We start from the raw sequence: 20667 nt of genomic DNA, 5'->3' as shown, positions 1-20667 counted from the left end.
GGATTTTAAGGAGTATTGCTAATCTCTACAATTATTGTTCCCTGCTCTAGTTGTTTCAACGCATCGGGTAAAGTAGCTGTCAGTAATCGCCGCAGATTCTGATTTGTGACATTACCACAGGTTAACCATAAAATTTGAGGAGGTGTTCCCAGACGACAAACCAAATCAATAAAGTCACTATCTTTGGTCATAATCACGGCATTTTCCGCTCGCGCTGCTGCAAAGATCTCGATATCTTGAGCATCTCGAAGGGATAAGTCTCGCAGGGACGATGCTTCTAAATCAAAGGTCGCTGATAACCAGCTTGCTAGAGTTGGAGGTAGTTGAGCATCAATCCAAATTTTCATGCCGTTAGTTTAGGAAAATCCGTACACCGTGCTGCAAAAAGTAAACAAGCTTGGATATCTGCGAGTTCCAAATCGGGAAAGTCTTCTAGAATTTCAGTTATGCTCACATTCTCCGCTAACATTTCCAAAATATCCGTTACTCGAATTCGCATCCCCCGAATACAAGGACGACCACCACACTGGCCGGGTGTTTGAGTAATGCGGGTAAGCAAGCTAACTGTTGAGTCCATAGAACGCATCTCGAAGATATTTAGTCTGCATTTAATTATCTTATCTGGTAATCCTAACAACCAATCCCTAGCACCCAACTGACCCCCCCCGATTCCTCAACTCCGATCGCTACCTGCTGTTAGAATGGAGAATTGCGGTCAGACTGACGATAGAATTGAGAAGCTAAACCCTTGATTCTTAATAGTTGTTGAGAAACTTTCCGCCTACTATCGCAATTATCCGATAATATGGGCAACAGCGAGTTAGTCTATTCAGTCTGTTAAAATTGACCCCTGTTGGTCGTATTCGCGCACTGTCTAACCTTTATGATGAGGATCAGTTAATATGGAATCAATGCAACCGACCGAGACCAAAAATCCGATTAGAACGGATTTACCCGGGTCTCTGAGCAAACCCAGCAGCAGCACCGAACAGATTTGGTCTGAATATGTAGAACCAGTTTGGGATTCGGTGATGTCCTATCTGGCTAATGTCCCCGATTATATCGGTGGTTTCTTCTCTGGATACAAAAAACCTTTAATCGTTCTGGGGGCAATTTTAGCGAGTTTTGTCACCGTGAAAGTTACCCTAGCGGTTTTAGATGCGATCGATGATATTCCCCTCCTTGCTCCTATCCTACAATTAGTTGGGATCGTTTACACTGGTTGGTTTGTCTGGCGCTATCTGCTCAAGGATGAAAATCGTCGCGAGTTATTAGCCGAAATTGATGCACTAAAAGCGCAAGTTTTTGGCAGTCACAATAACCCTTTATAGAATCAAGCATAGATAACCGAGGAGTTGAGCGGAAACACTCAACTCTTTTGTTTTTGCACAATCTGAACATTAAAGAAGTCTAGAAGGAATAAGTGGGTGGGTGAAATTAAATAGGATTTGCGGCAAAAAGTAGGTTGGGTTGAAGCATGAACCGCTCATGTTACGCTACCGCTAACCCATCCTACAAATAATTGTGCCTCCCTACTTAACGCATGGTGACAAATTCCTCGGCAGCACTGGGATGAATGCCGACAGTGGCATCAAAATCGGCTTTTGTTGCCCCCATTTTTACCGCAATGGCTACTCCTTGAATAATTTCGGCGGCATGATCTCCCACCATGTGCGCCCCAAGGATTTTACCACTTTCTTGATGGACAACTAATTTCATCAAAGTTTTGTCCTCTCGGCCTGGTAAAACATTGTAACCGGGGCGGAATTTAGACCGATAAACTTTAATTCCCGTGTCACCATATAGGTTTTTTGCTTGCAATTCTGTTAATCCCACCGTCGCCGCTTCAGGAGTAGAAAATACTGCCGAAGGAACGTTTTCATAACTCATTAACCGGGGTTTATTACCGAAGACTGTATCGGCAAAAGCTCGCCCCTCATTAATCGCCACGGGAGTTAAATTAATTTTGTCGGTACAATCGCCCACGGCATAGATATTATCTTCGCTGGTTTGGCTATACTCGTTGACGACAATTGCCCGATTTTTGACCTCGACATTGACATTCTCTAAGCCCAATTTTTCCAGCTTAGGGATTCTTCCAGTAGCAGCTAATCCTAGGGCATCAACAAAGAGAATTTCTGCGGTTTCTTTTCCCTGAATATGTACTTTTAAACCTTCGTCAGTTTTCTCGATCGAAGTGGGGAAAGTTTCGGGCATAATTTTAATTCCCTGACGGATCATTTCCCCTTGAATTTCATCGCGGATATCCTCATCAAACCCTCTTAAAATCTTGTCTTTACGGATTAACTGCACCACTTCCGTCCCTAATCCGTGCATAATACCGGCAAATTCTACCCCAATATATCCCGCCCCTAAAACTATAATTCTTTTCGGTTGTTCCGGCAGTTGAAACATGGCATCAGAAACTACCGTATGTTCGATCCCCGGAATATCAGGTTTAACGGGATGTCCCCCCACGGCAATTAAAATTTTATCGGCAGTAATTTTCTCCTCTCCCACCTCGAGGGTATGGGCATCAAGAAACTTGGCATAATTAGGAAAAATCGTCACTTGAGAATTATCGAGCATCTTTTGATAAATGCCATTTAAACGGATAGTTTCCTGATTAAGCGCGCTAATTAATTTTTGCCAATTTAATTGACTCTCTACCGCACTCCAACCGTAACCTTCCGCATCCTTAAATAGTTGCGGAAAACGACTAGAATAAACCATTAATTTTTTGGGAATACAACCGCGATTAACACAAGTTCCTCCTAAACGATCATATTCTGCCAATCCCACTTTTGCCCCGTATTCGGCCGCCCGTCTAGCGGTGGCAATACCCCCAGAACCACCACCAATCACGAATAAATCAAAATCATAACTCATAAAAATATCCTCGCGAATAAATAGAAATTTGACGGAATCAAAAAACTTTCTGGGCAAAAAGGGGAGAGAATATCTCGGATCAATCCCTAACTGAATCTATCGAGTAACTAGCACAATATAGTCACTAATGCTGCTAAATTAGAGCCAATTTGACTACTGCGAAGATCTAATTCTATGCTAACACGCCGCTCGAAATTATCTTTTCTCTTGGGGACCTGTTCCCTATTTCTCTGGGTAAACCATCCCCTCACCCTCGCAACCCCCATCAGTCAAGACAATTCCCCCCCTTCCCAGTTTATCTGTCCAGCAGACTTAGCCAGCAGGATCGATCGCATTTTAGCCCGCCCCGATTATCAAGGCGCTTATTGGGGAATTTTAGTAAAATCCCTTAATTCTCAGGAAAATCTCTATAGTCTCCACGAAAATAACTTTTTTACTCCCGCTTCTACTGCGAAATTATTAACCACTGCCGCCGCTTTCAGCAAATTTAACCGCGATTATCGTCTGAAAACCCCCATTTTAGCCCAAGGCAACCCCCCCGATTTAGAGACTTTAACCTTAGTCGGGAGGGGAGATGCCACCATAACCACAGAAAAGTTAGAAAAATTAGCAGAAAAGTTAAAAGCAGGGGGAATTAACTCAATTTCTCGCTTAATTGTCGTTGCTAGTCCTTTTGTCGTCTCCGATAGTCAAAAAAACTGGGAATGGGAAGATGTCTTTTTTGACTACGCAGTTAGTGCTTCTAGCTTGGTTTTAAACGAAAATTCCGTCACTTTAAGGCTTTTACCGCGACAATTGGGGCAAAGCTTAGATTTACAATGGTCTGATCCCATTGCCGCTAAACAATGGCTAATTGAGAATCAAACCAGCACTGCATCGCAAGGAACCCCGAATACTTTGGCAATTAAGGGCAATTTAGCCAATAATCGCCTGATTATCACCGGTTCTCTGCCGATAAATAGTCAAGATGATTTTAATTTAGCTATTCCCCAACCTTCGGAGTATTTCCTAGCTCGCTGGCGTAATATCCTTGAAAAAGCGGGAATTACCGTTAAAACCGCCGAAATTAGCTCACAAATTCGCGGCGATGAAATCACCAATTTAGAATCAGAACCCCTGGCATATTTGGTGGAAAAAGTCAATAAAAATAGCGATAATTTACTGGCCGAAACCCTACTACAAATGCTCGGCGGTGTCTCAGGATTGCAAGAAACTTTAACAAAACTGGGAATTGAGGGCGATAGTTATAAAATCGGCGATGGTTCGGGGCTATCACGACAAAACCTAATTAAACCAAAGACTTTAGGCGAAATCTTACAAATAATGGCAGAAAATACTGATTATCGGCGTTCTTTAGCTATTGGCGGCATTGATGGCACTTTAACCAATAGATTTCGCCAGACTCCCCTAGAAGGACGATTACAGGCAAAAACCGGGACATTAACCGGGGTTATCGCCCTCGCCGGTTATCTAGAAACCGCCGACAAGCAACCCCTCATCTTTAGCATAACCGTAAATAACAGCGATAAACCCGCCACTACCCTCAGAAACGGCATCGATGAGGTGATTTTGCTCCTAGGACAGCTAAAACGCTGTTAATCTTTAGGAGATAGGGAGATAGGGAGATAGGGATTTAGGGAAATTTCAGCTAAATTCCCCCACTACCCAATTCATAATTCATAATTCATAATTCATAATTCCCACTCCCCCAACCCGCAACTAATTCGATCGACCGACCAATTTAATCACAGAAGACTGTATACTTTTGTAAAAATTGCTTCTAGCTGACCTGTAGATTAATCGACGGAGTTATTGATATATGTATATAGTTCAGGTTGCCTCTGAGTGCGCCCCGGTGATTAAAGCTGGGGGATTGGGGGATGTGGTCTATGGATTGAGTCGAGAATTGGAAATTCGCGGTCATTGCGTGGAGCTAATCCTGCCCATGTATGATTGTATGCGCTACGACCAAATTTGGGGCTTACACGAGGCTTATCGGGATCTGTGGGTGCCTTGGTTCGGTGGGGCAATTCACTGTAACGTTTTTTGTGGTTGGGTACACGGGCGCTTGTGTTTCTTTATTCAACCCAATTCGGGGGATAATTTCTTTAATCGCGGTACTTACTACGGTTGTAAAGACGATAATATGCGTTTTGCCTTCTTCTGCAAAGCCGCTTTAGAATTTTTGCTCAGAAGTAATAAACGTCCCGATATAATTCATTGTCACGACTGGCAAACCGGTTTAATTCCGCCCTTACTTTTTGAAATTTATAAATATCATGGCATGGGCAATCAGCGCGTTCTCTACACCATCCATAACTTTAAACATCAAGGATTTGCTGGTGCGGAAATTCTCTGGGCAACAGGATTAAATAACGATACTTACTACTTTAGCTATGCCCGACTGCGTGATAACTTCAATCCTTTTGTGATTAATTTTATGAAAGGTGGCATCGTCTTTTCCAACTATTTCAATACCGTCTCACCCCACCATGCTTGGGAAGCACACCACACCGATGTTAGTTACGGTTTAGGTCATACAATTCACCTGCATCAACACAAATTTACCGGCATTCTCAACGGTTTAGATTACAATATCTGGAACCCGGAAGTGGATAAATTTATTGCTGCACCCTACGGTGTTGATAGCTTCTCCGAGAAGGCACGCAATAAGAAGGCACTGCGAGAAAGACTCTGGTTAAGAGATGAAGGAGACAAACCCTTAATTTGTTATGTCGGTCGTTTAGATGACCAAAAAGGCGTACATTTAGTTCACCATGCCATGTATTATGCCTTAGCTCGCGGGGCGCAATTTGTCCTCTTAGGTTCCGCCACCGAATCGTTAATTAATAACTGGTTCTGGCATGAGAAAAATCACCTAAATAATAACCCTGATGTCCATATTGAATTGGGCTTTAATGAGGAATTATCTCACCTCATTTATGCGGGGGCCGATATGATTGTGGTTCCCAGTAATTTTGAACCCTGCGGACTGACACAGGTAATCGGCTTAAAATACGGAACCGTTCCCATCGTCCGGGGAGTTGGTGGTTTAGTTAATACGGTTTTTGATCGCGATTATGATAGCCATCACCAACCGGAAGAACGCAATGGTTTTGTCTTTTTTGATCCCGATAATAATGCCCTCGAATCAGCCATGTCCCGGGCATTGGAATTGTGGTACACTCAACCAGAAGAATTCCAAAAATTAGCAATCCAAGGCATGGAATGCGATTACTCTTGGAACCGCCCCGGGGAAGAATACGTTGCCCTCTATGAAATGATTCGCCACAAATAAACTGTCTTGTCTCTAGCAATTCCCTGGCAGTTGTCAACAGAAATTCGAGGAATAGATTTGTTGAAATTACTGGGGAATTGCTTTAGTTCTGACCGATTCCTAACCCCACCAACAAACTTTTTTAGTAAACCCTACTTAGTAAAGCAGAAATGTTAACTTTGCTTGGTATTCTTGGGTGAGGGGATGACTAAATCCCAAAATCTGAAATATAGCTAACATGGCTTTTCTTGCCCCATCCTGACGATATTTTCTACTTTCTTCCACCACGCTGATCAGTTTATCTAAAGCGGCGGCATAATCTTCTTTTAATGCGAAATTAATCCCAGTAAAAAATATCGGATCGAGGGGATTATTTTCTAGTTTTAACTGTTGAAATTCTAGGAGAGTTTTCCAACCTTTGATAACAGGATTTTCCTCTTTAATAACACTGATTAATCGGTAGGCATCTGACCATTTTTCTAGACGCATGAGAAATTTTACCGCCATAATAACTAATCGCGGTTCGTTGGGATATTTAGGAAAAAGACGATCAAATAATTGTTTAGCTGCGGGCAAATTATCGAGGGCAATCGCTTCTTGTATTTCTGCTAATCCTGCTTCTAATTCCGATTGTAAATCGAGACGGGAAAATAAGTCTCTAATTTGTTCTTCTGGCAAAGCACCGACAAAACAGGGTAACACTTCTCCCTTGCTGACAATTCGCACATCGGGAACTCCTTCCACATCGTATTGTTCGGCTAATTCGGGATTTTTATCTATATCTATTTTGGCTAGGATAAAATTATATTCGCTTGCCAGTTTTTCTAGCATCGGTTTTACCAATTTACAGGGTCCACACCAAAGAGCATAAAAGTCTAAAATCACTGTATTTATATAGGACTTCTCGATCACTTCACTGTCAAAATTTGTCCCATCTACCTCGATAGAATATCCCATCTATTTCTCCTCTAATAACTTATTTTTCAGCTAGTTTTGTCTCACTTACCTCTTTTACCCAAAGGGCTAATCCTCCCCCTCGTCCCCGGGCTGCTATCATTGTTTCTGTGATCAGAAAATAGGCAAAAAATGCCTGTTTTTTGATATTTTCCCGATAAAAATTCGCTTCGCTTACCTGGCCATTTCTAATAAAACCTGAATAGAGAGAGCGATTAAATAGGGTTAGGTTGAGCCTGGTGAAATCAAAGGCAAGAAGACGGGTTTTAGGAAAAAACTTAACCGGACCGCTTACAGATAGTTTTACTGCTCCTAAAACTATCTGATTGCTGACGGTTCCAGAGACAAATTCTCCCAGTTCTAAGCTCTCATTTCTTTGGTAAGAGATGGTAATTTTTAACCAGGACGGTAGATAACGACCCTTACCCAAAACAATTCCCGCTCTCTTTTTCGCTTTTTGAGTTCCCGTGATAAAGTATAATCGCCAAGTACCGACTAAAGCCTCAAAAGTCAGATTTTCTTTAGTTTTTTTATTGTTTTTTTCTTTGGTTAAGAGAAATTCTAACAATTGAGAGACAGGGGGGCGATTATTGTCCTCAAGTATTAGGGGTGAGTCGAGATTTCTAACCATGATTTCAGACAGTGCCAAGATATTTTAACTGAAGCTACCGAACTCGAAAAAGCGAGCGATAAACTGGTTGACCTTTATTATAAGTGGACTTTTCCCTCTCCGTCGCTACGGGGAAAATATTTTCCGCTAACCAGGGGGTTTGATGTTGCCGAACAAAATGGGGATGTGCTTGAAATCTCTCCGTCATTTCCAGGGCGATCGATTCCACATCCGACTGTAAAAAAACCCAGCCTCCAGCTACCATATACTTAGCCAAAGCTATGACTAATTCTGGCTGCACAACTCGACGCTTACTGTGACGCTGTTTAAACCAAGGATCGGGAAATTGAATCGACACCCAAAATAACTTATCTGCGGGCAAAGATTGCAGTAAAATTTCTGGGGCAACATTCATATTGCCAAAAACAAAAGCGAGATTACTTAATCCTAACCTTTCCCGTTCCTGATTCGCTTCAATTACCAAAGGTTGACGAATTTCAATCCCCAAAAAATTAATTTCTGGATATACTTGGGCCATTTGTAACAAAAATTTACCCCGCGCACAACCAATATCAAGATGGAGAGGTTGCGTCATATCCTGATAAACTTGATTCCAATCGGGGGGAGCGATCGGATGGCGATATTTATGACTTAAGGGATTGACGTGCTGACGAACGCGAACTTTAGCCAAAGATATTTTCTCCTCATTTCTCCTCGATCGATCTAGTTTACCGATATTTAGCCCAATTGAATGCGATGAATTTCCGTTTCGCCATTCTCAGCGATCCTCATATCGCTTTACCCACAACCATTTTGAACCATTCTAATCGCTTTCATCTGGTGGAAGTGAGTATTCCCGCTTTAAAAATTGTTTTAGACCATCTCATCACCCTTAACCTTGATTTTCTGCTGATTGCTGGCGATTTAACCCAAGATGGTGAACCAGAAAATCATCGTTGGTTAGCCGATTGTTTAGCCACTTTACCCTTCCCCGTCTATGTGGTGCCGGGTAATCATGATGTTTTGAGTTTAACCGCGACGGAAAACCAGATCGGTTTAGGAGATTTTCCCTTTTATTATCAACAATTTGGTTACAGCCATCCCGAACAAATATACTACCAAAAAGAAATTTTACCCGGAGTGCAATTAATCGGTCTTAATTCTAATCAATTCGATGAGCAAGGTGGACAAATTGGCAGTTTAGATGCAGAACAATTGCATTGGTTAAAACAGACTTTACCATCGCTAAAAAACGATCTAGTGATGGTGATGATCCATCATAACGTTATCGAGCATTTACCCGGACAAAGCAATCATGAATTAGGTAAACGCTATATGTTAGCTAATGCGGGAGAACTGCTCGATATACTAGAGGAAAACGGCGTAAAATTGTTGATTACTGGCCATCTCCATGTGCAGGATCTGGCTTTTAGTAGAGGTATCTATGAAATTACCACCGGTTCCCTCGTCAGTTATCCCCATCCCTACCGGGTGTTAGAATATTGCGAAAACACGGGAGAATTAGCCATAGAATCTTTTCATCTGCAAAATATACCCGGATGGGAGAATTTACCCGCTATTTCTCGGCAATGGTTAGGCGATCGCTCTTATCCTTTTATGATGCGTTTATTAACCTGCCATCCCCTCAATCTTCCCATGAGTCTAGCGGAGGAATTAGCCCCAAAATTACGCAATTTTTGGGCAGATGTGGCCCAAGGTGACACAATCTTCGATTTTAGCGATTTTCCGCCCCTAGTACGCCGTTATTTCTACGCTTTCAGTGCCATCGATCCCCTCGGTAATCCTCATTTTATCGACAATCAAGCTGTAATTAGTTTCAAGCATCAGTTCAGTTATCAGCGCTCAAACTTGCTGGTAGAGATGAGAGAATAGCTGCAACCAATAATTAACTATAGCTATAGTTATGGTACGCGGCCGCTATCTTGGCAGAAAATATCAAAAAAAATCAATGGAAGCACTTAAAAAGGAATTAAAAAAAATCGGTTCTCTTGCCCTCTTTTTTTTCTTGGCTTTCGGTTATATTCTTCTGATCATGAAATTATTTCTGGAAGAGTATTCGATTACCACCTACGTTTTGGGTAAAGCGATCTTAGGAGCGATCCTTGCGGCAAAAACCGTGGCCATTCTCGACGCAGCCATGAAGCTAGAATGGTTAGAAAATCGTCCCCGTTACGTTAGTGTTCTATATCGAACCTTTGTTTATACCCTAGCAGCACTGATTCTCGGCTCGATCGAGGGTTTTCTGGAAGCTTATCGGGTAACGCGGGTGATTTCGGAGGCAATGGCCAAATTTTGGCAAAGGGAAAGTTTCTCTCAAATCCTTGCGGTTACTCTCTGTCTAGCAGTGGTTTTTTGTCTCCACAATCTCTGGCAAGAAATCGATCGCTATTGGGGTAAAGGCAAATTGAGAAAATTTTTTCTCGATCGCTCCTAGAGTAGAGCAGTTATCTTAATAGTGAAGTTTTCCTTTTGGGGAGTCGGGAGATAGGATTTAGAGAGATGGGGATTTAGGGAAATTTCAGCTAAATTCCCCACTACCCCCACACCCCACGAAAAACTTGTTCAGCAAACCCTATTTAAGAAGTATGTGCGATCGCCCTATCTTTCGCGGGCAACCCCTGCTAGGATAAAATACGGGTGAAAAATTGCTAATCCAAGGAGTACAGACGTGATTGAACCTTTAGTGCTAGGGATTGTCCTAGGCTTAATTCCCATTACCCTAGCGGGTTTGTTCGTTGCCGCCTATTTACAGTACAAACGGGGCAATCAATTCGGCTTAGACTAAATCTATCACGCCAATCCCCCGAATTGAGACAATCTCCCGTCAAGCTAGGCACTAGACGGGAGATTTTCAACAGGACAAATTTGCCGCTTAACAGATTGTGGCTGCCGGCGTTGCCATCCCTGCAAAACTTATCTGTCTTGGGAAAGCACTCGCCTGAAACCAAAGGCTAGACGGCTGTTAAACTAGGAAAACGAATGACGGTTTCCGTATATTCGGGAACCCATCCGGCGGTACTGGTGAAGTAACGCACTGCTTTAACTCGTTTACTGGCAGTGAGGTGAAACCAGTGTTCGCTATGGGCGGGAACATTGATATATTCTTGAGGTTGAATAGTTAATTCCCCCTGAGAACCATCGGGAAAAACAAAGCCAAAAACCCCCTCCCCATCAATGATATAACGCACCTCATCGTCAGCGTGGGTGTGACAGCGCTCGAATTTGGCCAGTAAAGTGTCGAGATTGGCAAGGTCGGGGTGTAAAACGATTAAATCTCTGGATTGATAACCCGCTTCTTGCTTTAGTTGCTCAAAATAACCGTCTAAGCTGGTTAAAACTATTTCTTTTTCCTCGTCAGTCAGAGAAGCTTGCTTAAGTAGCTGACGGGTGGCTTCGTTTTCGATCGGCCAATAGTTTAAAGTAACATTTAATTTGGCCAATTCCAGACTAATATCGGCTAACTGGGTATAGGTTGTCCCATTCTCTAAGCGTAGTATCGCCATTAGTGATCATCCTCAAGATTACTTTTTCCATTTTAAAGTTTTCCAGAGAGAAGCCGCTCGATTTTTTGCCCCTCGATCTCTTGCCAGTTCCTAGGATTTTCTGCTCAAAAATGCTATTATGGTCTATATATGGGGAATTAGCTCAGTTGGTAGAGCGATGCGATCGCACCGCAGAGGTCAGGGATTCGAGTTCCCTATTCTCCATTTGCCAGAGATATTAACCAGAAAGCAACTAGAAAATACCTTTTAATTCCTTCTCATGATTATAAATCCAATCAAAAATATCTTGGATTAATTTTCTACCGTCTCGCTGAGGTTGCCATCCAGTTACAGAACTGATTTTGCGAGAATCAGTGATAAAAATTGGCATATCTCCGGTGCGATTTTCGGGAATTGCCTCAATTATTATACTATTGCCCGTGATTTCTTGACATAGTTTTGTGGTTTCATAAAGGGACAAGGAAAAATTTTGCCCACCCCCCACATTAAAAGTCTGCCCATTGAATTGTTCTAAATTAGCAATCTGAATATCGATTAAATCGAGTAAATCAGCTACATGAAGAAAATCTCTAACCTGTTTCCCTGTACCCCCATAACCGATATATTTTAAGGACTTCTGAAAGTAATGATTAGCCACCCAAAGGGCAAAAACTCCCTGATCAACTTTTCCCATCTGCCAAGGACCAGTTAAAACTCCACAACGATTAATTAAAGTTCTTAATCCGTAGGCATTTCCATATTCATTAATAATCAATTCCGATGCTAACTTAGTGGAACCGTAGAGAGAACGGGGCAAATCTAAGGGAAATTGTTCACTGATACCAAAAGCAGAAACCCCAGGTAAATTTTGCTGTTCAGATAACTGAAAACGAGTATCTGTTTCTGTATAGTTTAATTGATTAAGATAGGCAATGGGATAAACTCTGCTGGTGGAGAGAAAAATAAAATCTGCTTGGGTTTGTCTAGCTAATTCTAAACAGTTAATCGTTCCAATTAAGTTTGTTTGCAAAACATAGCCAGGGGAAGTATAACCAGCTAAAACAGAAGGTTCTGCCGAACATTCTAGGATTAAATCCACTGGCAAAGCTGATGCTTCTAAGTCTTCTGCATTTCTGACATCTCCATGAACAAATTCAATTCCCGCTTGTTTGAGACGGGGAATATTTAATTCAGAACCGCGACGTTTTAAGTTATCTAAAGCGATAATTTTCCAATCAGGATAACGTTGGGCTAATCCCAAACCTAAGGAACTGCCCACAAAACCCGCACCACCAGTAATTAACACTTGCCTAGTCATCAAAAATACTCCTCTAGATGATAATTATCAAACAACTTGATTCTTTTTCTGTTTGCGCTTATAGTCGCCTCGAGAAAGGTGTTTTTCTAACCAGATAGAGAGAACTATAAATAAATAACGGCTACCCATTTCCTTGAGTTTTAACTTGGAAATCCCCGTGGTACGATTGCGCCAAGTGATGGGAATTGTCGTGTAGGAATATCCTCGCACGATTGCTTTTAAGGGCATCTCTACTGTTAAATTAAAATGGTGAGATAGTAGAGGTGAGATTCCTTCGATAACCTCCTTACGATAGATTTTAAAGGCGTTAGTGGTATCATTAAATTTTAGCCCAAATAAAACTTGAATGAAGAGATTAGCCAAACGATTAACAATTAACTTGTGTATGGGATAATCAATAACTTTTCCTCCCTTGATAAAACGAGAACCAAAAACGCAATCGTAGCCTTCTTGCAGTTTATAATAATAGTCCACCATGTTATCGGGAGAGTCGGAATTATCGGCCATTACTACTGCCACTGCATCGCCGCTAAAATTTTCTAATCCACAGCGCACCGCAAACCCAAAACCGTTGGGATAATAGTTATTGATGTAGCGAATCCGAGGATTTTCTTGGTTGATTTTTTGCAGAACTGCTTCGGTGTTATCTTTGCTATTGTCATTAACCACTAGGATTTCATAATCAATTTTATCCTCTTCTAAACGTTCAGATATTAAGTGAGTTGTGCTTTCGATGCAATCTTCTTCGTTGTAAGCAGGGATAATTATTGATAGGGTTTTTACTGCATAGTTATCCCTTGATTGACGTGGGTGAGAGTAACCGTCCATCTCGAAAGCTGGTGCTAATCCTTCGGGATAGTACATTTCTGTCTCATTAGTCTTATTCTTAGGTTTAAAAATTAGGCTATCACTGGCAACATAATTAATACTAGCTCCCACTAAAACCCCAATCATTGTGTTAACTCCGGGGCTAATTCCTAACCAGTTTAAGAAGGGAAATATCAAAAAAACTCGCAGTAAAACTGCTAAACCTGCCGAGAGATGATAGAGAGGCAGTTGTATCAAAATTACATCTCTAATTGTCCAATCTCCCCCAGTCCACACCCAGGTTCTATAGATAAAAAAACTAGCAATTAAAGATATTTCTATCGAAATAACATTAGCAATATTTTTCAGAAATGGGGTATTAAATCCCAAGTCGTCAATGAACCAATAAATTAAGAATAAGTTGATTAGAAATGCCACTCCCCCAGCAATGAGAAATCGGAAAATTTTATTGTTGTAGATTTTAATTAACATAATAGTATCTTAAATATGCTCTGGTTTAGTTTTTTTGGGTCAATACTGCTCTTAATAACCTCATTGTGAACCAGCAGAACCGGTTACTAGAACTATCGCCATAACTATATCCTGAATTTTTTGCCTAGTTGTTCAGAAATTTCCCAAGTTGAGAAAACTTTCCCCGACTTTACTAGATAGGTTCGCCTTTGTCAATTAAACAGGAGGAGATTCCCTTAACTGCGGCAATTCCCTCAAAAATTATCGTCTTATCCACTAGGGGTGATTTAATCGCCTTTTCTTGCCAGTAATCCCTAATTAAGTCCCCATCTCCCCCTGTTAAAATTATCCTGCTCTCTGGATATAAATTTAACCATTCCCGACTGAATTTTTCTATTCCTGCCAAAATTGTATAAATTATCCCACTTCTTATCCCTTCTGCTGTTTCTTTTGCCCACATCTGCGGTAATCTTTCCGGTAAGGACACCTCTGGTAAGGCTGCCGTCCGTTCCCTTAAACTGGCTAATTGCACCTTTAACCCGGGTAAAATTGCTCCCCCCACTAGCTTTTTATCCCCATCCACTCCCGTAAAAGTTAAGGCTGTTCCCGCATCGATGACTAAACAGGGAAATCCGTATTTTTTTCCCGCACCTAAGACAGCTAAAGCTCGATCGATGCCTAATGTTGGATATAAATCCAGTAAAGGAATATCTTTTAAAGTAATTATCCGTAAATTGCCATAATTTGCCCATAATTCTCTTTGGTTAGGAACCACGGAGGCGACAATCAATGCACAGTTACAGTTATTTGTCAAGAGTTTAGGGAAAATTTGTTGCAAAAATTCATTACTTAGGGGTTCCCTCAGGTGAGGAGTATCGAGACAAGCTAACAGGGTTTGACCGCAAAAATACCCCCAATGTAGCCGAGAATTGCCGATCATCAAACCGATCCAGTCAGTATCTTGCTCAGTCATTTATTTAGTGGAAAGTGGGGAGTGGAAAGTGGGGAGTGGGAAGTGGGGAAGTGGGGTGATGGGGAGAATAAATAAAAATAATCTCCTGACGACCGGCTCCTGACTCCTGACTACTGACTGCTGTTGATCAACGTAATTACCGTCACTTCGGGGGGACAAAAAAGACGACCGGGAAAATAGGTTCCTAAGCCTCGATTCACATATAATTGATTTTCCCCGACTCGGTGAAATCCCTCGGACCATTGCCAGTATCGGACTACTCTGCTAAACTGCCGGTGAAAGGGAACCCATTGACGATATGGGTCGGGCAGCGATCGCCTAAGTTTCTCTAAAACTATCGGTAGGGAACCCATACCCGGGATAGTCACTTGGCCTCCGTGGGTATGACCGGATAACTGCAAATCCACGCGCCAATCCCTTAAAACCATGGCTGTATCGGGATTGTGGGAAAGGACAAGTCTGGGTATATCGGGAGCAATTTGCTCGAGAATTTGGGGAAAAAATTCCCCAGACCAATAATCGGCCAATCCGACGATGGGAAAATTTTCGCCGTAGGGTGTGACGATTTCATTCCAGAGTACCCGAATTCCCACGCTAGTTAAGGCTGCTCTGACCGTTTCCCTTGCGTGGGGAGGATAACTGTCATGATTTCCTAAACAAGCATAAATACCCCCTTGACTTTCGAGAGCTTTTATGCTCTCGACCAGGGTAAAAATTGGCCTGGGACTATCGGTGATAAAGTCTCCCGTCAGGAAGATCAGATCGGGTTTTTCCTGATTAGTAATGGCGATCGCTTCTTGCAGGACAGCTTCAGGCAAATGCTGTTCATCGCAGTGCAGATCTGACCACTGCACCAACTTGATCCCTTGCAGCGCTGCCGGTAAGCTGGCAATTGCGATCGTTAATCTTTCTACCTGTAAGGATTCTAACCAAAAGGGTCGCATCGGTGAGCCGTTGTCGGTGAGTATGTCAACAGTCTATCAATTCCCGATGGGGATGTTGGGGGACGCTTCCGCAAACATCCCTCTCTTAACGATTAGCCTGGAAATTTACTGATAATTCTTTCCATAGCGGCCTCGACGTTGGCACGACTATTAAAAGCCGACAGCCGGAAATAACCCTCTCCGGCGGCCCCAAAGCCAGATCCAGGAGTTCCCACCACATTACAGGTATGTAGCAGTTTATCGAAGAAATCCCAACTCGATAGACCTTGGGGCGTTTTTACCCAAACGTAGGGCGCATTTACGCCGCCATGGACTTCTAAACCGGCAGCGGTTAATTTTTCTCGGATAATTGTTGCATTTTGTAAATAAAACTTGACAAGTTCTTGTACTTGTGCTTGTCCTTCCGGGGAATAAACCGCCTCGGCCCCCCGTTGGACAATATAGGAAACGCCGTTAAATTTGGTCGATTGCCGACGATTCCACAGTTTCCAGAGTTGCACATCCGTCCCGTCGGCCGCTTTGGCCATCAGACTTTGGGGAACCACGGTTAAAGCGCAACGCGTCCCGGTAAAACCAGCATTTTTAGAAAAAGAGCGAAATTCGATCGCACATTGCCGCGCCCCCTCGATTTCGTAGATGGAATGGGGTAAACTGGCATCGGTGATAAAGGCCTCATAGGCCGCATCAAAAAAGATAATCGATCCGTTGGCCCTAGCATAATTGACCCAAGCTGTCAAGTGTTCTTTGGTAGCCGTGGCCCCGGTGGGATTGTTGGGAAAACAGAGATAGATTAAATCGACTTTTTCCGCCGGAATCTGGGCAGTAAAGTTATTTTCGGCGGTAATTGGCAGATAAATCAAGCCCTCGTATTCGCCGCGGTCGTTGACCTCTCCCGTGTGTCCAGCCATAACGTTAGTATCAACGTAAACGGGATATACTGGGTCAGTTACGGCGATCGAGTTATTATCCCCAAAAATATCGAGAATATTGCCCGTATCGCACTTAGAACCGTCGGAAATAAAGATTTCATCGGCACTTATCTCACAACCGCGAGCCTGAAAATCATGGACGGCGATTTTCTCCCTTAACCAAGCATAACCCTGTTCGGGCCCGTAACCCTTAAAGCTAGAGCGATCGCCCATTTCCTCCACCGCTTTGATCATTGCCTCACGACAAGCTAGGGGCAAAGGTTCGGTGACATCGCCAATCCCCAAACGGATAATGTTAGCATCGGGATTGGCTGCCGCAAAAGCTTGGACTCGTCGGGCAATTTCCGGGAAAAGATAACCCGCTTTTAGTTTTAAGTAATTACTGTTAATGGTTGCCATAATTATTCTCGTTTCAGTCGCAACCTTTAATTTTATAACAGTCAGTCATCGGCCGTCAGTTTCGATCGCCCCCCTGCACGCAGTAGGATTGGGTGTAGGCGGTTGTCTTTCGATATACAATCAGAGAAAAACCTCTTAATAACTGACATTAGTATGGGTGAATCAAAACGTCGTCAATCGGCCCTGGGTGATAAGTATGGACAGGAAGAAAATATCCTGCCTTGGCTACCGATTACCAAAAGTCAAGCATCCCAAGCTTACAAGTTAACCACTAGGGGTGCCTGGATTGGTATAGGAGTTTTAGCCGGGGTTTGGCTAGTTATTCGTTTTGTCGGGCCGGCCTTCGGTTGGTGGGATGTCCAATAACTGGTTAAGGCTGCCTCAGTTATCAGTTATCAGTTATCAGTTATCAGTTATCAGTAAAAAACTCCCCACCAGAAAATTAATTTTATTGGTTTGCCAAGATCTGGTCATCGATCGCCAAGTCTATTTCTTGCCGATCACGACCGGCAGCGAGATAATCATTCTGGAAGGAGTCTGTTAAACCACTGACGAGATCATATTCAGGCTGCCAGTTTAACTCCCGGGTGGCCTTATTAATATCAGCGTAGAAATGTTGAACCCGCAGGGGGAAAGGTTTCTTTTTGCCGAAGTCAAATTTTTTGGGGTTATAGTTAACAATCTCGATTTCCTGGGCATTTTTCCCCATGGCTGCCGCGCAAGCTTTTGCTAAACCGTTAAAAGTTACATAGCGATCGCCAGAAATATTATACACTTGACCGATAGCCTGAGAATTACCCAATACTGCGGCCATGGCCTTAGCTAGATCGACAACGTGACCAAATTGGGTAAAATGTTCCCCATGACCGGGTATAGGAATAGGACGATTACGAACCAAACGGTCAAAAAACCAAGCTTCTAGGTCATTATAGTTACCCGGTCCGTAGATATAAACCGGACGGATAGAAGTCCAGGGTAAACCCATCTCGCTTAAGTAGTTTTCTGTCTCGTGTTTTCCCTTGTGGCGACTTTTGGGATCTAGTTTATCCCCTTCTTTATGGGGCATTTGGTCGGATTTTAGATAAACCCCCGCCGAGCTAACATAGACAAAATGCCTGATTCTGTCGCCAAAAATCTCGACGAGGGGCTGAGTATCACTTAATTCTCTGCCATTATTATCGAAAATTGCCTCAAAACTCTCATTTTTAAGCTTTTCTTTCAGTTGCGCTGGGTCAGTGCGATCGCCATGTATCTGTCGTACTCCAGCAACCGGAGCGGGTTTATTGCCACGATTGAATAATACTACCTCATGACCCTGTTCTACTAACACTTTAGTCAGAGAAACGCCGATAAATCGGGTTCCACCCATAATTAAAATTTTCATAAGATGATGGCATAGATATCAAGGTTATATTATCACTCTTTCAGCCATCACCCCACACCCCCTGCCCCCCCGATGTCGGGGGGGTTGGGGGGGTCACACCCCACACCCCACGAAAAACTTTTTCAGCAAACCCTAATTAGTCAACAGAGGAGGTCAAAATTATGACTTTAGCCAAGGTAAAAAATCTGTATGATCAAGATTTTGCTTTGTGGATAGAGAAGACGGTTAAGCAATTAAAATCTGGGGATTTATCTCAGGTTGATTTGGAGAATTTGATCGAGGAGGTGGAATCTTTGGGAAGACGAGACAAAAGGGAACTCAAAAACCGTTTAATTACATTATTTGAACAGGCTTTAAAACGGCGTTATCTTCCTTTATCCGAATGTTATCGAGGTTGGGAAGTAACAATTAAACGCTGTCAATTTAAGTTAAAAGCTATCCTTAAAGATTCCCCTAGTTTATGCAGTTTTTTAACCGATATTTGTGACAATTGTTATCAGGAAGCGGTGGAAAATATGCGAATCGAATATGATGCTATTTTTCCCGATGTTTGTCCTTTTTCTAAGGATATTGATAGCTTACTAAATCATAAGTTTTGGCAGGATGAAAAATAGGCTAACCCCTAATCCTTCGGGGGAATTGCCATCACTTGATTATTATTAATCACCAATTTACCGCCCAATTTTTCGATATTTTCCTTAGCTAACCTGCGGGTTTCTTCGTCTTGGCTATTTATCCAGACTAACATCCAAGCACCGACTCTAGGCGCGCGACTATCGGGATTAGTTTCTAAAAATTTTACTGTTCCCCTAGCGGATTTTTCGATAAATTCATTACCGGCAATTTTCGCCCAATCGGCGGCCATTTGATTAGATTTCTTCGCCGCGGGAATATCACCTAAAAATAATAGTTCATCCACTCCTTTATATAACCAAATAAAATAGGCATCGGCGACATCAGGAGTTAGTTTTGATAAACCTTTATTCATAATCTCAACGGTTCTTTCCGGTTTACCGGCATTGACAGAAGAAGCGACGGACATCATCAAATAGGCGCGGATAAATTTGGGGTCATTTTTGGTGACAATTTCCATAAAATCGGGACTTAAACCGTAACCAGTTTCCCGGCGAGCATCCCCATCGCCATAGTATTGTATAAACTGTAACATTGACCAATTGGCTAACATATTGTCAAAGCCAAAAGCTGGTATATTTTTTAATAACTGAACCTGAGCATTTTCTAGACGAGACTCTTGACGATAATTTCTCTCTAATAACTTTTCTTTGGTCAAGGTTTTCACCTTTTCCTGTTGCATTTCCACAATAGCCATGATTAGTCCACCGATGACTGCGACTAAACCCAGAGTTTTAAGTAAGGATAGATTGAGAGATTTTTTTGCGCCTACCATAGCTTTAAATAAAAGTCAATAATCAGTGTAGGGTTAATTCATGAATTAACCCTACGATGAATTAACCTACAAATCACGCCCTTCATAATTATAACCATTTACTTATCAACAAAAATAAAAGATTTTTGGGGTTATTTTAATTAATTTTAATGCCATTATCACAATCAAGAACACCGGCGTCATTCGTGGTAGAAACATTATCTTCTAAAGGAGTTTCATCCTCACAAACAATACCGGTATAGGCCCCAGCTGCCGTTTGTCCAGCCGCTCCAGCATAATTTTTAATATCGTCATCAAATTCAGTCACAGCATTCGCTAGATAGGCCGCTCCAAAGGCATCGGGGGTTCCCACTTCGCTGATATCATAGAATGTTAGGGAAATAGTGGCAGCTTCCAGAGCTAGTTCAGATAAAGTAGCAAAAGTCCCTTTTTCATAACGATAACCCTGTTGGGCGCGATTGATTAATCCCAGTGCTGTGCGCGCTTCTGCTTGCCTACCCTTGGCGATTTGTCCTAAGAGATTCGGTAAACTGATGGCAGCGAGAACCCCCAATAAAATCACCACTACTAACAATTCTATTAGAGTAAAACCCCTCGCTTTTTTTTCCTGTGATTTGATTGCTGAAAAAAGAAGGTATTTCATAGTTAGGCGCTGGCAATTCAGTTATCAGTTATCAGTTATCAGTTATCAGTTAAGTAGGTAGGCACAATTATTTGTAGGATGGGTTAGCGGTAGCGTAACCCATGCGGGCGTTGGGTTTCATGCTTCAACCCAACCTACGTTTATTTTATATTTAATTC

At 42.3% G+C, this 20667-nt stretch carries 23 protein-coding genes and 1 tRNA gene; 9 read left to right on the top strand and 15 right to left on the bottom strand.

From position 1 onward, the window contains the following. Positions 1–5 precede the first annotated feature (5 nt). Complete coding sequence (locus tag ACE1AQ_RS04475) at positions 6–347, bottom strand: DUF5615 family PIN-like protein (protein ID WP_002759489.1); 342 nt, start codon at positions 345–347, stop codon at positions 6–8. Beyond that, positions 344–577 carry a DUF433 domain-containing protein gene (locus ACE1AQ_RS04470; RefSeq protein ID WP_039899814.1) on the bottom strand — a complete coding sequence of 78 codons (234 nt, stop codon included), beginning with the start codon at positions 575–577 and terminating at the stop codon, positions 344–346. Before ACE1AQ_RS04470 ends, ACE1AQ_RS04475 begins: the two co-directional genes overlap by 4 nt. Before the next feature lie 325 nt (positions 578–902). Here ACE1AQ_RS04470 and ACE1AQ_RS04465 point away from each other — a divergent pair, with 325 nt between their 5' ends. Beyond that, positions 903–1331, top strand: coding sequence for a CAAD domain-containing protein (locus ACE1AQ_RS04465; protein WP_008199987.1), 429 nt, complete (start codon positions 903–905; stop codon positions 1329–1331). Between the two features lie 205 nt (positions 1332–1536). On the opposite strand, the gene gorA is transcribed toward ACE1AQ_RS04465, so the two are convergent. Continuing rightward, a complete protein-coding gene (gorA, locus tag ACE1AQ_RS04460) occupies positions 1537–2889 on the bottom strand; it encodes a glutathione-disulfide reductase (RefSeq protein WP_008199989.1) in 1353 nt (450 codons plus the stop codon). Positions 2890–3063: 174 nt separating this feature from the next. On the opposite strand from gorA, the gene dacB reads away from it, so the two are divergent. Together dacB and glgA are read left to right on the top strand one after the other, a co-directional pair. Continuing rightward, the gene (gene dacB, locus ACE1AQ_RS04455; protein WP_008199991.1) at positions 3064–4488 is read left to right on the top strand and encodes a D-alanyl-D-alanine carboxypeptidase/D-alanyl-D-alanine-endopeptidase; all 1425 of its coding nucleotides are present in this window, start codon (positions 3064–3066) and stop codon (positions 4486–4488) included. Positions 4489–4708: 220 nt separating this feature from the next. Then, positions 4709–6187, top strand: coding sequence for a glycogen synthase GlgA (gene glgA, locus ACE1AQ_RS04450; RefSeq protein ID WP_008199992.1), 1479 nt, complete (start codon positions 4709–4711; stop codon positions 6185–6187). Between the two features lie 135 nt (positions 6188–6322). On the opposite strand, the gene ACE1AQ_RS04445 is transcribed toward glgA, so the two are convergent. The 3 genes from ACE1AQ_RS04445 to trmB are packed head-to-tail and all read right to left on the bottom strand — an operon-like array spanning position 6323 to position 8421. Then, on the bottom strand, positions 6323–7123 hold the full coding sequence (locus ACE1AQ_RS04445) for a tetratricopeptide repeat protein (RefSeq protein WP_008199995.1): 801 nt from the start codon (positions 7121–7123) through the stop codon (positions 6323–6325). Between the two features lie 19 nt (positions 7124–7142). Further along, entirely contained in the window at positions 7143–7751 is a 609-nt protein-coding gene (locus ACE1AQ_RS04440) for a hypothetical protein (RefSeq protein WP_106909853.1), read from the bottom strand. A 34-nt stretch (positions 7752–7785) separates the two neighbouring features. Then, a complete protein-coding gene (gene trmB, locus ACE1AQ_RS04435) occupies positions 7786–8421 on the bottom strand; it encodes a tRNA (guanosine(46)-N7)-methyltransferase TrmB (RefSeq protein WP_008199999.1) in 636 nt (211 codons plus the stop codon). Positions 8422–8486: 65 nt separating this feature from the next. Here trmB and ACE1AQ_RS04430 point away from each other — a divergent pair, with 65 nt between their 5' ends. From ACE1AQ_RS04430 to petG, 3 genes are all read left to right on the top strand, one after another. Beyond that, positions 8487–9623 carry a metallophosphoesterase gene (locus ACE1AQ_RS04430; protein WP_008200001.1) on the top strand — a complete coding sequence of 379 codons (1137 nt, stop codon included), beginning with the start codon at positions 8487–8489 and terminating at the stop codon, positions 9621–9623. 76 nt (positions 9624–9699) lie between these two features. Continuing rightward, positions 9700–10185 (top strand): hypothetical protein, encoded by a 486-nt coding sequence (locus ACE1AQ_RS04425; RefSeq protein ID WP_039899815.1) that lies wholly within the window; start codon positions 9700–9702, stop codon positions 10183–10185. A 234-nt stretch (positions 10186–10419) separates the two neighbouring features. Continuing rightward, a complete protein-coding gene (gene petG, locus ACE1AQ_RS04420) occupies positions 10420–10536 on the top strand; it encodes a cytochrome b6-f complex subunit V (RefSeq protein WP_002738052.1) in 117 nt (38 codons plus the stop codon). A gap of 166 nt (positions 10537–10702) precedes the next feature. On the opposite strand, the gene ACE1AQ_RS04415 is transcribed toward petG, so the two are convergent. Continuing rightward, positions 10703–11254 (bottom strand): acireductone dioxygenase, encoded by a 552-nt coding sequence (locus tag ACE1AQ_RS04415; protein WP_008200011.1) that lies wholly within the window; start codon positions 11252–11254, stop codon positions 10703–10705. 131 nt (positions 11255–11385) lie between these two features. Between ACE1AQ_RS04415 and ACE1AQ_RS04410 the strand changes: the two genes are divergently transcribed. Next, a tRNA-Ala gene (locus tag ACE1AQ_RS04410) sits at positions 11386–11458 on the top strand. 28 nt (positions 11459–11486) lie between these two features. On the opposite strand, the gene ACE1AQ_RS04405 is transcribed toward ACE1AQ_RS04410, so the two are convergent. From ACE1AQ_RS04405 to ACE1AQ_RS04385, 5 genes are all read right to left on the bottom strand, one after another. Beyond that, the gene (locus ACE1AQ_RS04405) at positions 11487–12551 is read right to left on the bottom strand and encodes an NAD-dependent epimerase/dehydratase family protein (protein WP_110543990.1); all 1065 of its coding nucleotides are present in this window, start codon (positions 12549–12551) and stop codon (positions 11487–11489) included. Positions 12552–12578: 27 nt separating this feature from the next. Next, positions 12579–13850 carry a glycosyltransferase gene (locus ACE1AQ_RS04400; RefSeq protein ID WP_374807934.1) on the bottom strand — a complete coding sequence of 424 codons (1272 nt, stop codon included), beginning with the start codon at positions 13848–13850 and terminating at the stop codon, positions 12579–12581. A 172-nt stretch (positions 13851–14022) separates the two neighbouring features. Beyond that, positions 14023–14802 carry a pantothenate kinase gene (locus tag ACE1AQ_RS04395; RefSeq protein WP_106909859.1) on the bottom strand — a complete coding sequence of 260 codons (780 nt, stop codon included), beginning with the start codon at positions 14800–14802 and terminating at the stop codon, positions 14023–14025. A gap of 110 nt (positions 14803–14912) precedes the next feature. Continuing rightward, on the bottom strand, positions 14913–15746 hold the full coding sequence (locus ACE1AQ_RS04390; RefSeq protein ID WP_106909860.1) for a metallophosphoesterase: 834 nt from the start codon (positions 15744–15746) through the stop codon (positions 14913–14915). Positions 15747–15838: 92 nt separating this feature from the next. Next, a complete protein-coding gene (locus ACE1AQ_RS04385; protein ID WP_149977488.1) occupies positions 15839–17074 on the bottom strand; it encodes an LL-diaminopimelate aminotransferase in 1236 nt (411 codons plus the stop codon). A gap of 153 nt (positions 17075–17227) precedes the next feature. Between ACE1AQ_RS04385 and ACE1AQ_RS04380 the strand changes: the two genes are divergently transcribed. Next, positions 17228–17440 (top strand): DUF2839 domain-containing protein, encoded by a 213-nt coding sequence (locus ACE1AQ_RS04380; protein WP_008200026.1) that lies wholly within the window; start codon positions 17228–17230, stop codon positions 17438–17440. An 82-nt stretch (positions 17441–17522) separates the two neighbouring features. Here ACE1AQ_RS04380 and ACE1AQ_RS04375 read toward each other — a convergent pair whose 3' ends face one another. After that, complete coding sequence (locus ACE1AQ_RS04375) at positions 17523–18458, bottom strand: NAD-dependent epimerase/dehydratase family protein (RefSeq protein WP_110543979.1); 936 nt, start codon at positions 18456–18458, stop codon at positions 17523–17525. 161 nt (positions 18459–18619) lie between these two features. Here ACE1AQ_RS04375 and ACE1AQ_RS04370 point away from each other — a divergent pair, with 161 nt between their 5' ends. After that, a complete protein-coding gene (locus ACE1AQ_RS04370; protein ID WP_110543977.1) occupies positions 18620–19072 on the top strand; it encodes a DUF29 domain-containing protein in 453 nt (150 codons plus the stop codon). 8 nt (positions 19073–19080) lie between these two features. On the opposite strand, the gene ACE1AQ_RS04365 is transcribed toward ACE1AQ_RS04370, so the two are convergent. Both ACE1AQ_RS04365 and ACE1AQ_RS04360 read right to left on the bottom strand, forming a co-directional pair. Beyond that, positions 19081–19866: a hypothetical protein gene (locus ACE1AQ_RS04365; RefSeq protein ID WP_110543975.1), complete on the bottom strand. Its 786-nt coding sequence runs from the start codon at positions 19864–19866 to the stop codon at positions 19081–19083. 136 nt (positions 19867–20002) lie between these two features. Next, positions 20003–20509 carry a type IV pilin-like G/H family protein gene (locus ACE1AQ_RS04360; protein ID WP_110543972.1) on the bottom strand — a complete coding sequence of 169 codons (507 nt, stop codon included), beginning with the start codon at positions 20507–20509 and terminating at the stop codon, positions 20003–20005. Positions 20510–20667 lie beyond the last annotated feature (158 nt).

This window comes from Microcystis sp. BLCC-F209 (assembly GCF_041928595.1).
Lineage (GTDB): Bacteria > Cyanobacteriota > Cyanobacteriia > Cyanobacteriales > Microcystaceae > Microcystis.
This window is presented reverse-complemented; position numbering and strand designations above follow the sequence as displayed.

Excerpts from the sequence above, each read along its gene's own strand:
- dacB (WP_008199991.1), top strand. The coding sequence starts at position 3,064 with ATGCTAACACGCCGCTCGAAATTATCTTTTCTCTTGGGGACCTGTTCC.
- glgA (WP_008199992.1), top strand. The coding sequence starts at position 4,709 with ATGTATATAGTTCAGGTTGCCTCTGAGTGCGCCCCGGTGATTAAAGCT.
- ACE1AQ_RS04390 (WP_106909860.1), bottom strand. The coding sequence starts at position 15,746 with ATGCGACCCTTTTGGTTAGAATCCTTACAGGTAGAAAGATTAACGATC.
- ACE1AQ_RS04465 (WP_008199987.1), top strand. The coding sequence starts at position 903 with ATGGAATCAATGCAACCGACCGAGACCAAAAATCCGATTAGAACGGAT.
- ACE1AQ_RS04370 (WP_110543977.1), top strand. The coding sequence starts at position 18,620 with ATGACTTTAGCCAAGGTAAAAAATCTGTATGATCAAGATTTTGCTTTG.
- ACE1AQ_RS04405 (WP_110543990.1), bottom strand. The coding sequence starts at position 12,551 with ATGACTAGGCAAGTGTTAATTACTGGTGGTGCGGGTTTTGTGGGCAGT.
- ACE1AQ_RS04375 (WP_110543979.1), bottom strand. The coding sequence starts at position 18,458 with ATGAAAATTTTAATTATGGGTGGAACCCGATTTATCGGCGTTTCTCTG.
- ACE1AQ_RS04385 (WP_149977488.1), bottom strand. The coding sequence starts at position 17,074 with ATGGCAACCATTAACAGTAATTACTTAAAACTAAAAGCGGGTTATCTT.
- ACE1AQ_RS04360 (WP_110543972.1), bottom strand. The coding sequence starts at position 20,509 with ATGAAATACCTTCTTTTTTCAGCAATCAAATCACAGGAAAAAAAAGCG.
- ACE1AQ_RS04365 (WP_110543975.1), bottom strand. The coding sequence starts at position 19,866 with ATGGTAGGCGCAAAAAAATCTCTCAATCTATCCTTACTTAAAACTCTG.
- ACE1AQ_RS04400 (WP_374807934.1), bottom strand. The coding sequence starts at position 13,850 with ATGTTAATTAAAATCTACAACAATAAAATTTTCCGATTTCTCATTGCT.
- ACE1AQ_RS04425 (WP_039899815.1), top strand. The coding sequence starts at position 9,700 with ATGGAAGCACTTAAAAAGGAATTAAAAAAAATCGGTTCTCTTGCCCTC.
- ACE1AQ_RS04430 (WP_008200001.1), top strand. The coding sequence starts at position 8,487 with ATGAATTTCCGTTTCGCCATTCTCAGCGATCCTCATATCGCTTTACCC.
- ACE1AQ_RS04395 (WP_106909859.1), bottom strand. The coding sequence starts at position 14,802 with ATGACTGAGCAAGATACTGACTGGATCGGTTTGATGATCGGCAATTCT.
- gorA (WP_008199989.1), bottom strand. The coding sequence starts at position 2,889 with ATGAGTTATGATTTTGATTTATTCGTGATTGGTGGTGGTTCTGGGGGT.
- ACE1AQ_RS04445 (WP_008199995.1), bottom strand. The coding sequence starts at position 7,123 with ATGGGATATTCTATCGAGGTAGATGGGACAAATTTTGACAGTGAAGTG.
- ACE1AQ_RS04440 (WP_106909853.1), bottom strand. The coding sequence starts at position 7,751 with ATGGTTAGAAATCTCGACTCACCCCTAATACTTGAGGACAATAATCGC.
- ACE1AQ_RS04415 (WP_008200011.1), bottom strand. The coding sequence starts at position 11,254 with ATGGCGATACTACGCTTAGAGAATGGGACAACCTATACCCAGTTAGCC.
- ACE1AQ_RS04470 (WP_039899814.1), bottom strand. The coding sequence starts at position 577 with ATGGACTCAACAGTTAGCTTGCTTACCCGCATTACTCAAACACCCGGC.
- ACE1AQ_RS04380 (WP_008200026.1), top strand. The coding sequence starts at position 17,228 with ATGGGTGAATCAAAACGTCGTCAATCGGCCCTGGGTGATAAGTATGGA.
- ACE1AQ_RS04475 (WP_002759489.1), bottom strand. The coding sequence starts at position 347 with ATGAAAATTTGGATTGATGCTCAACTACCTCCAACTCTAGCAAGCTGG.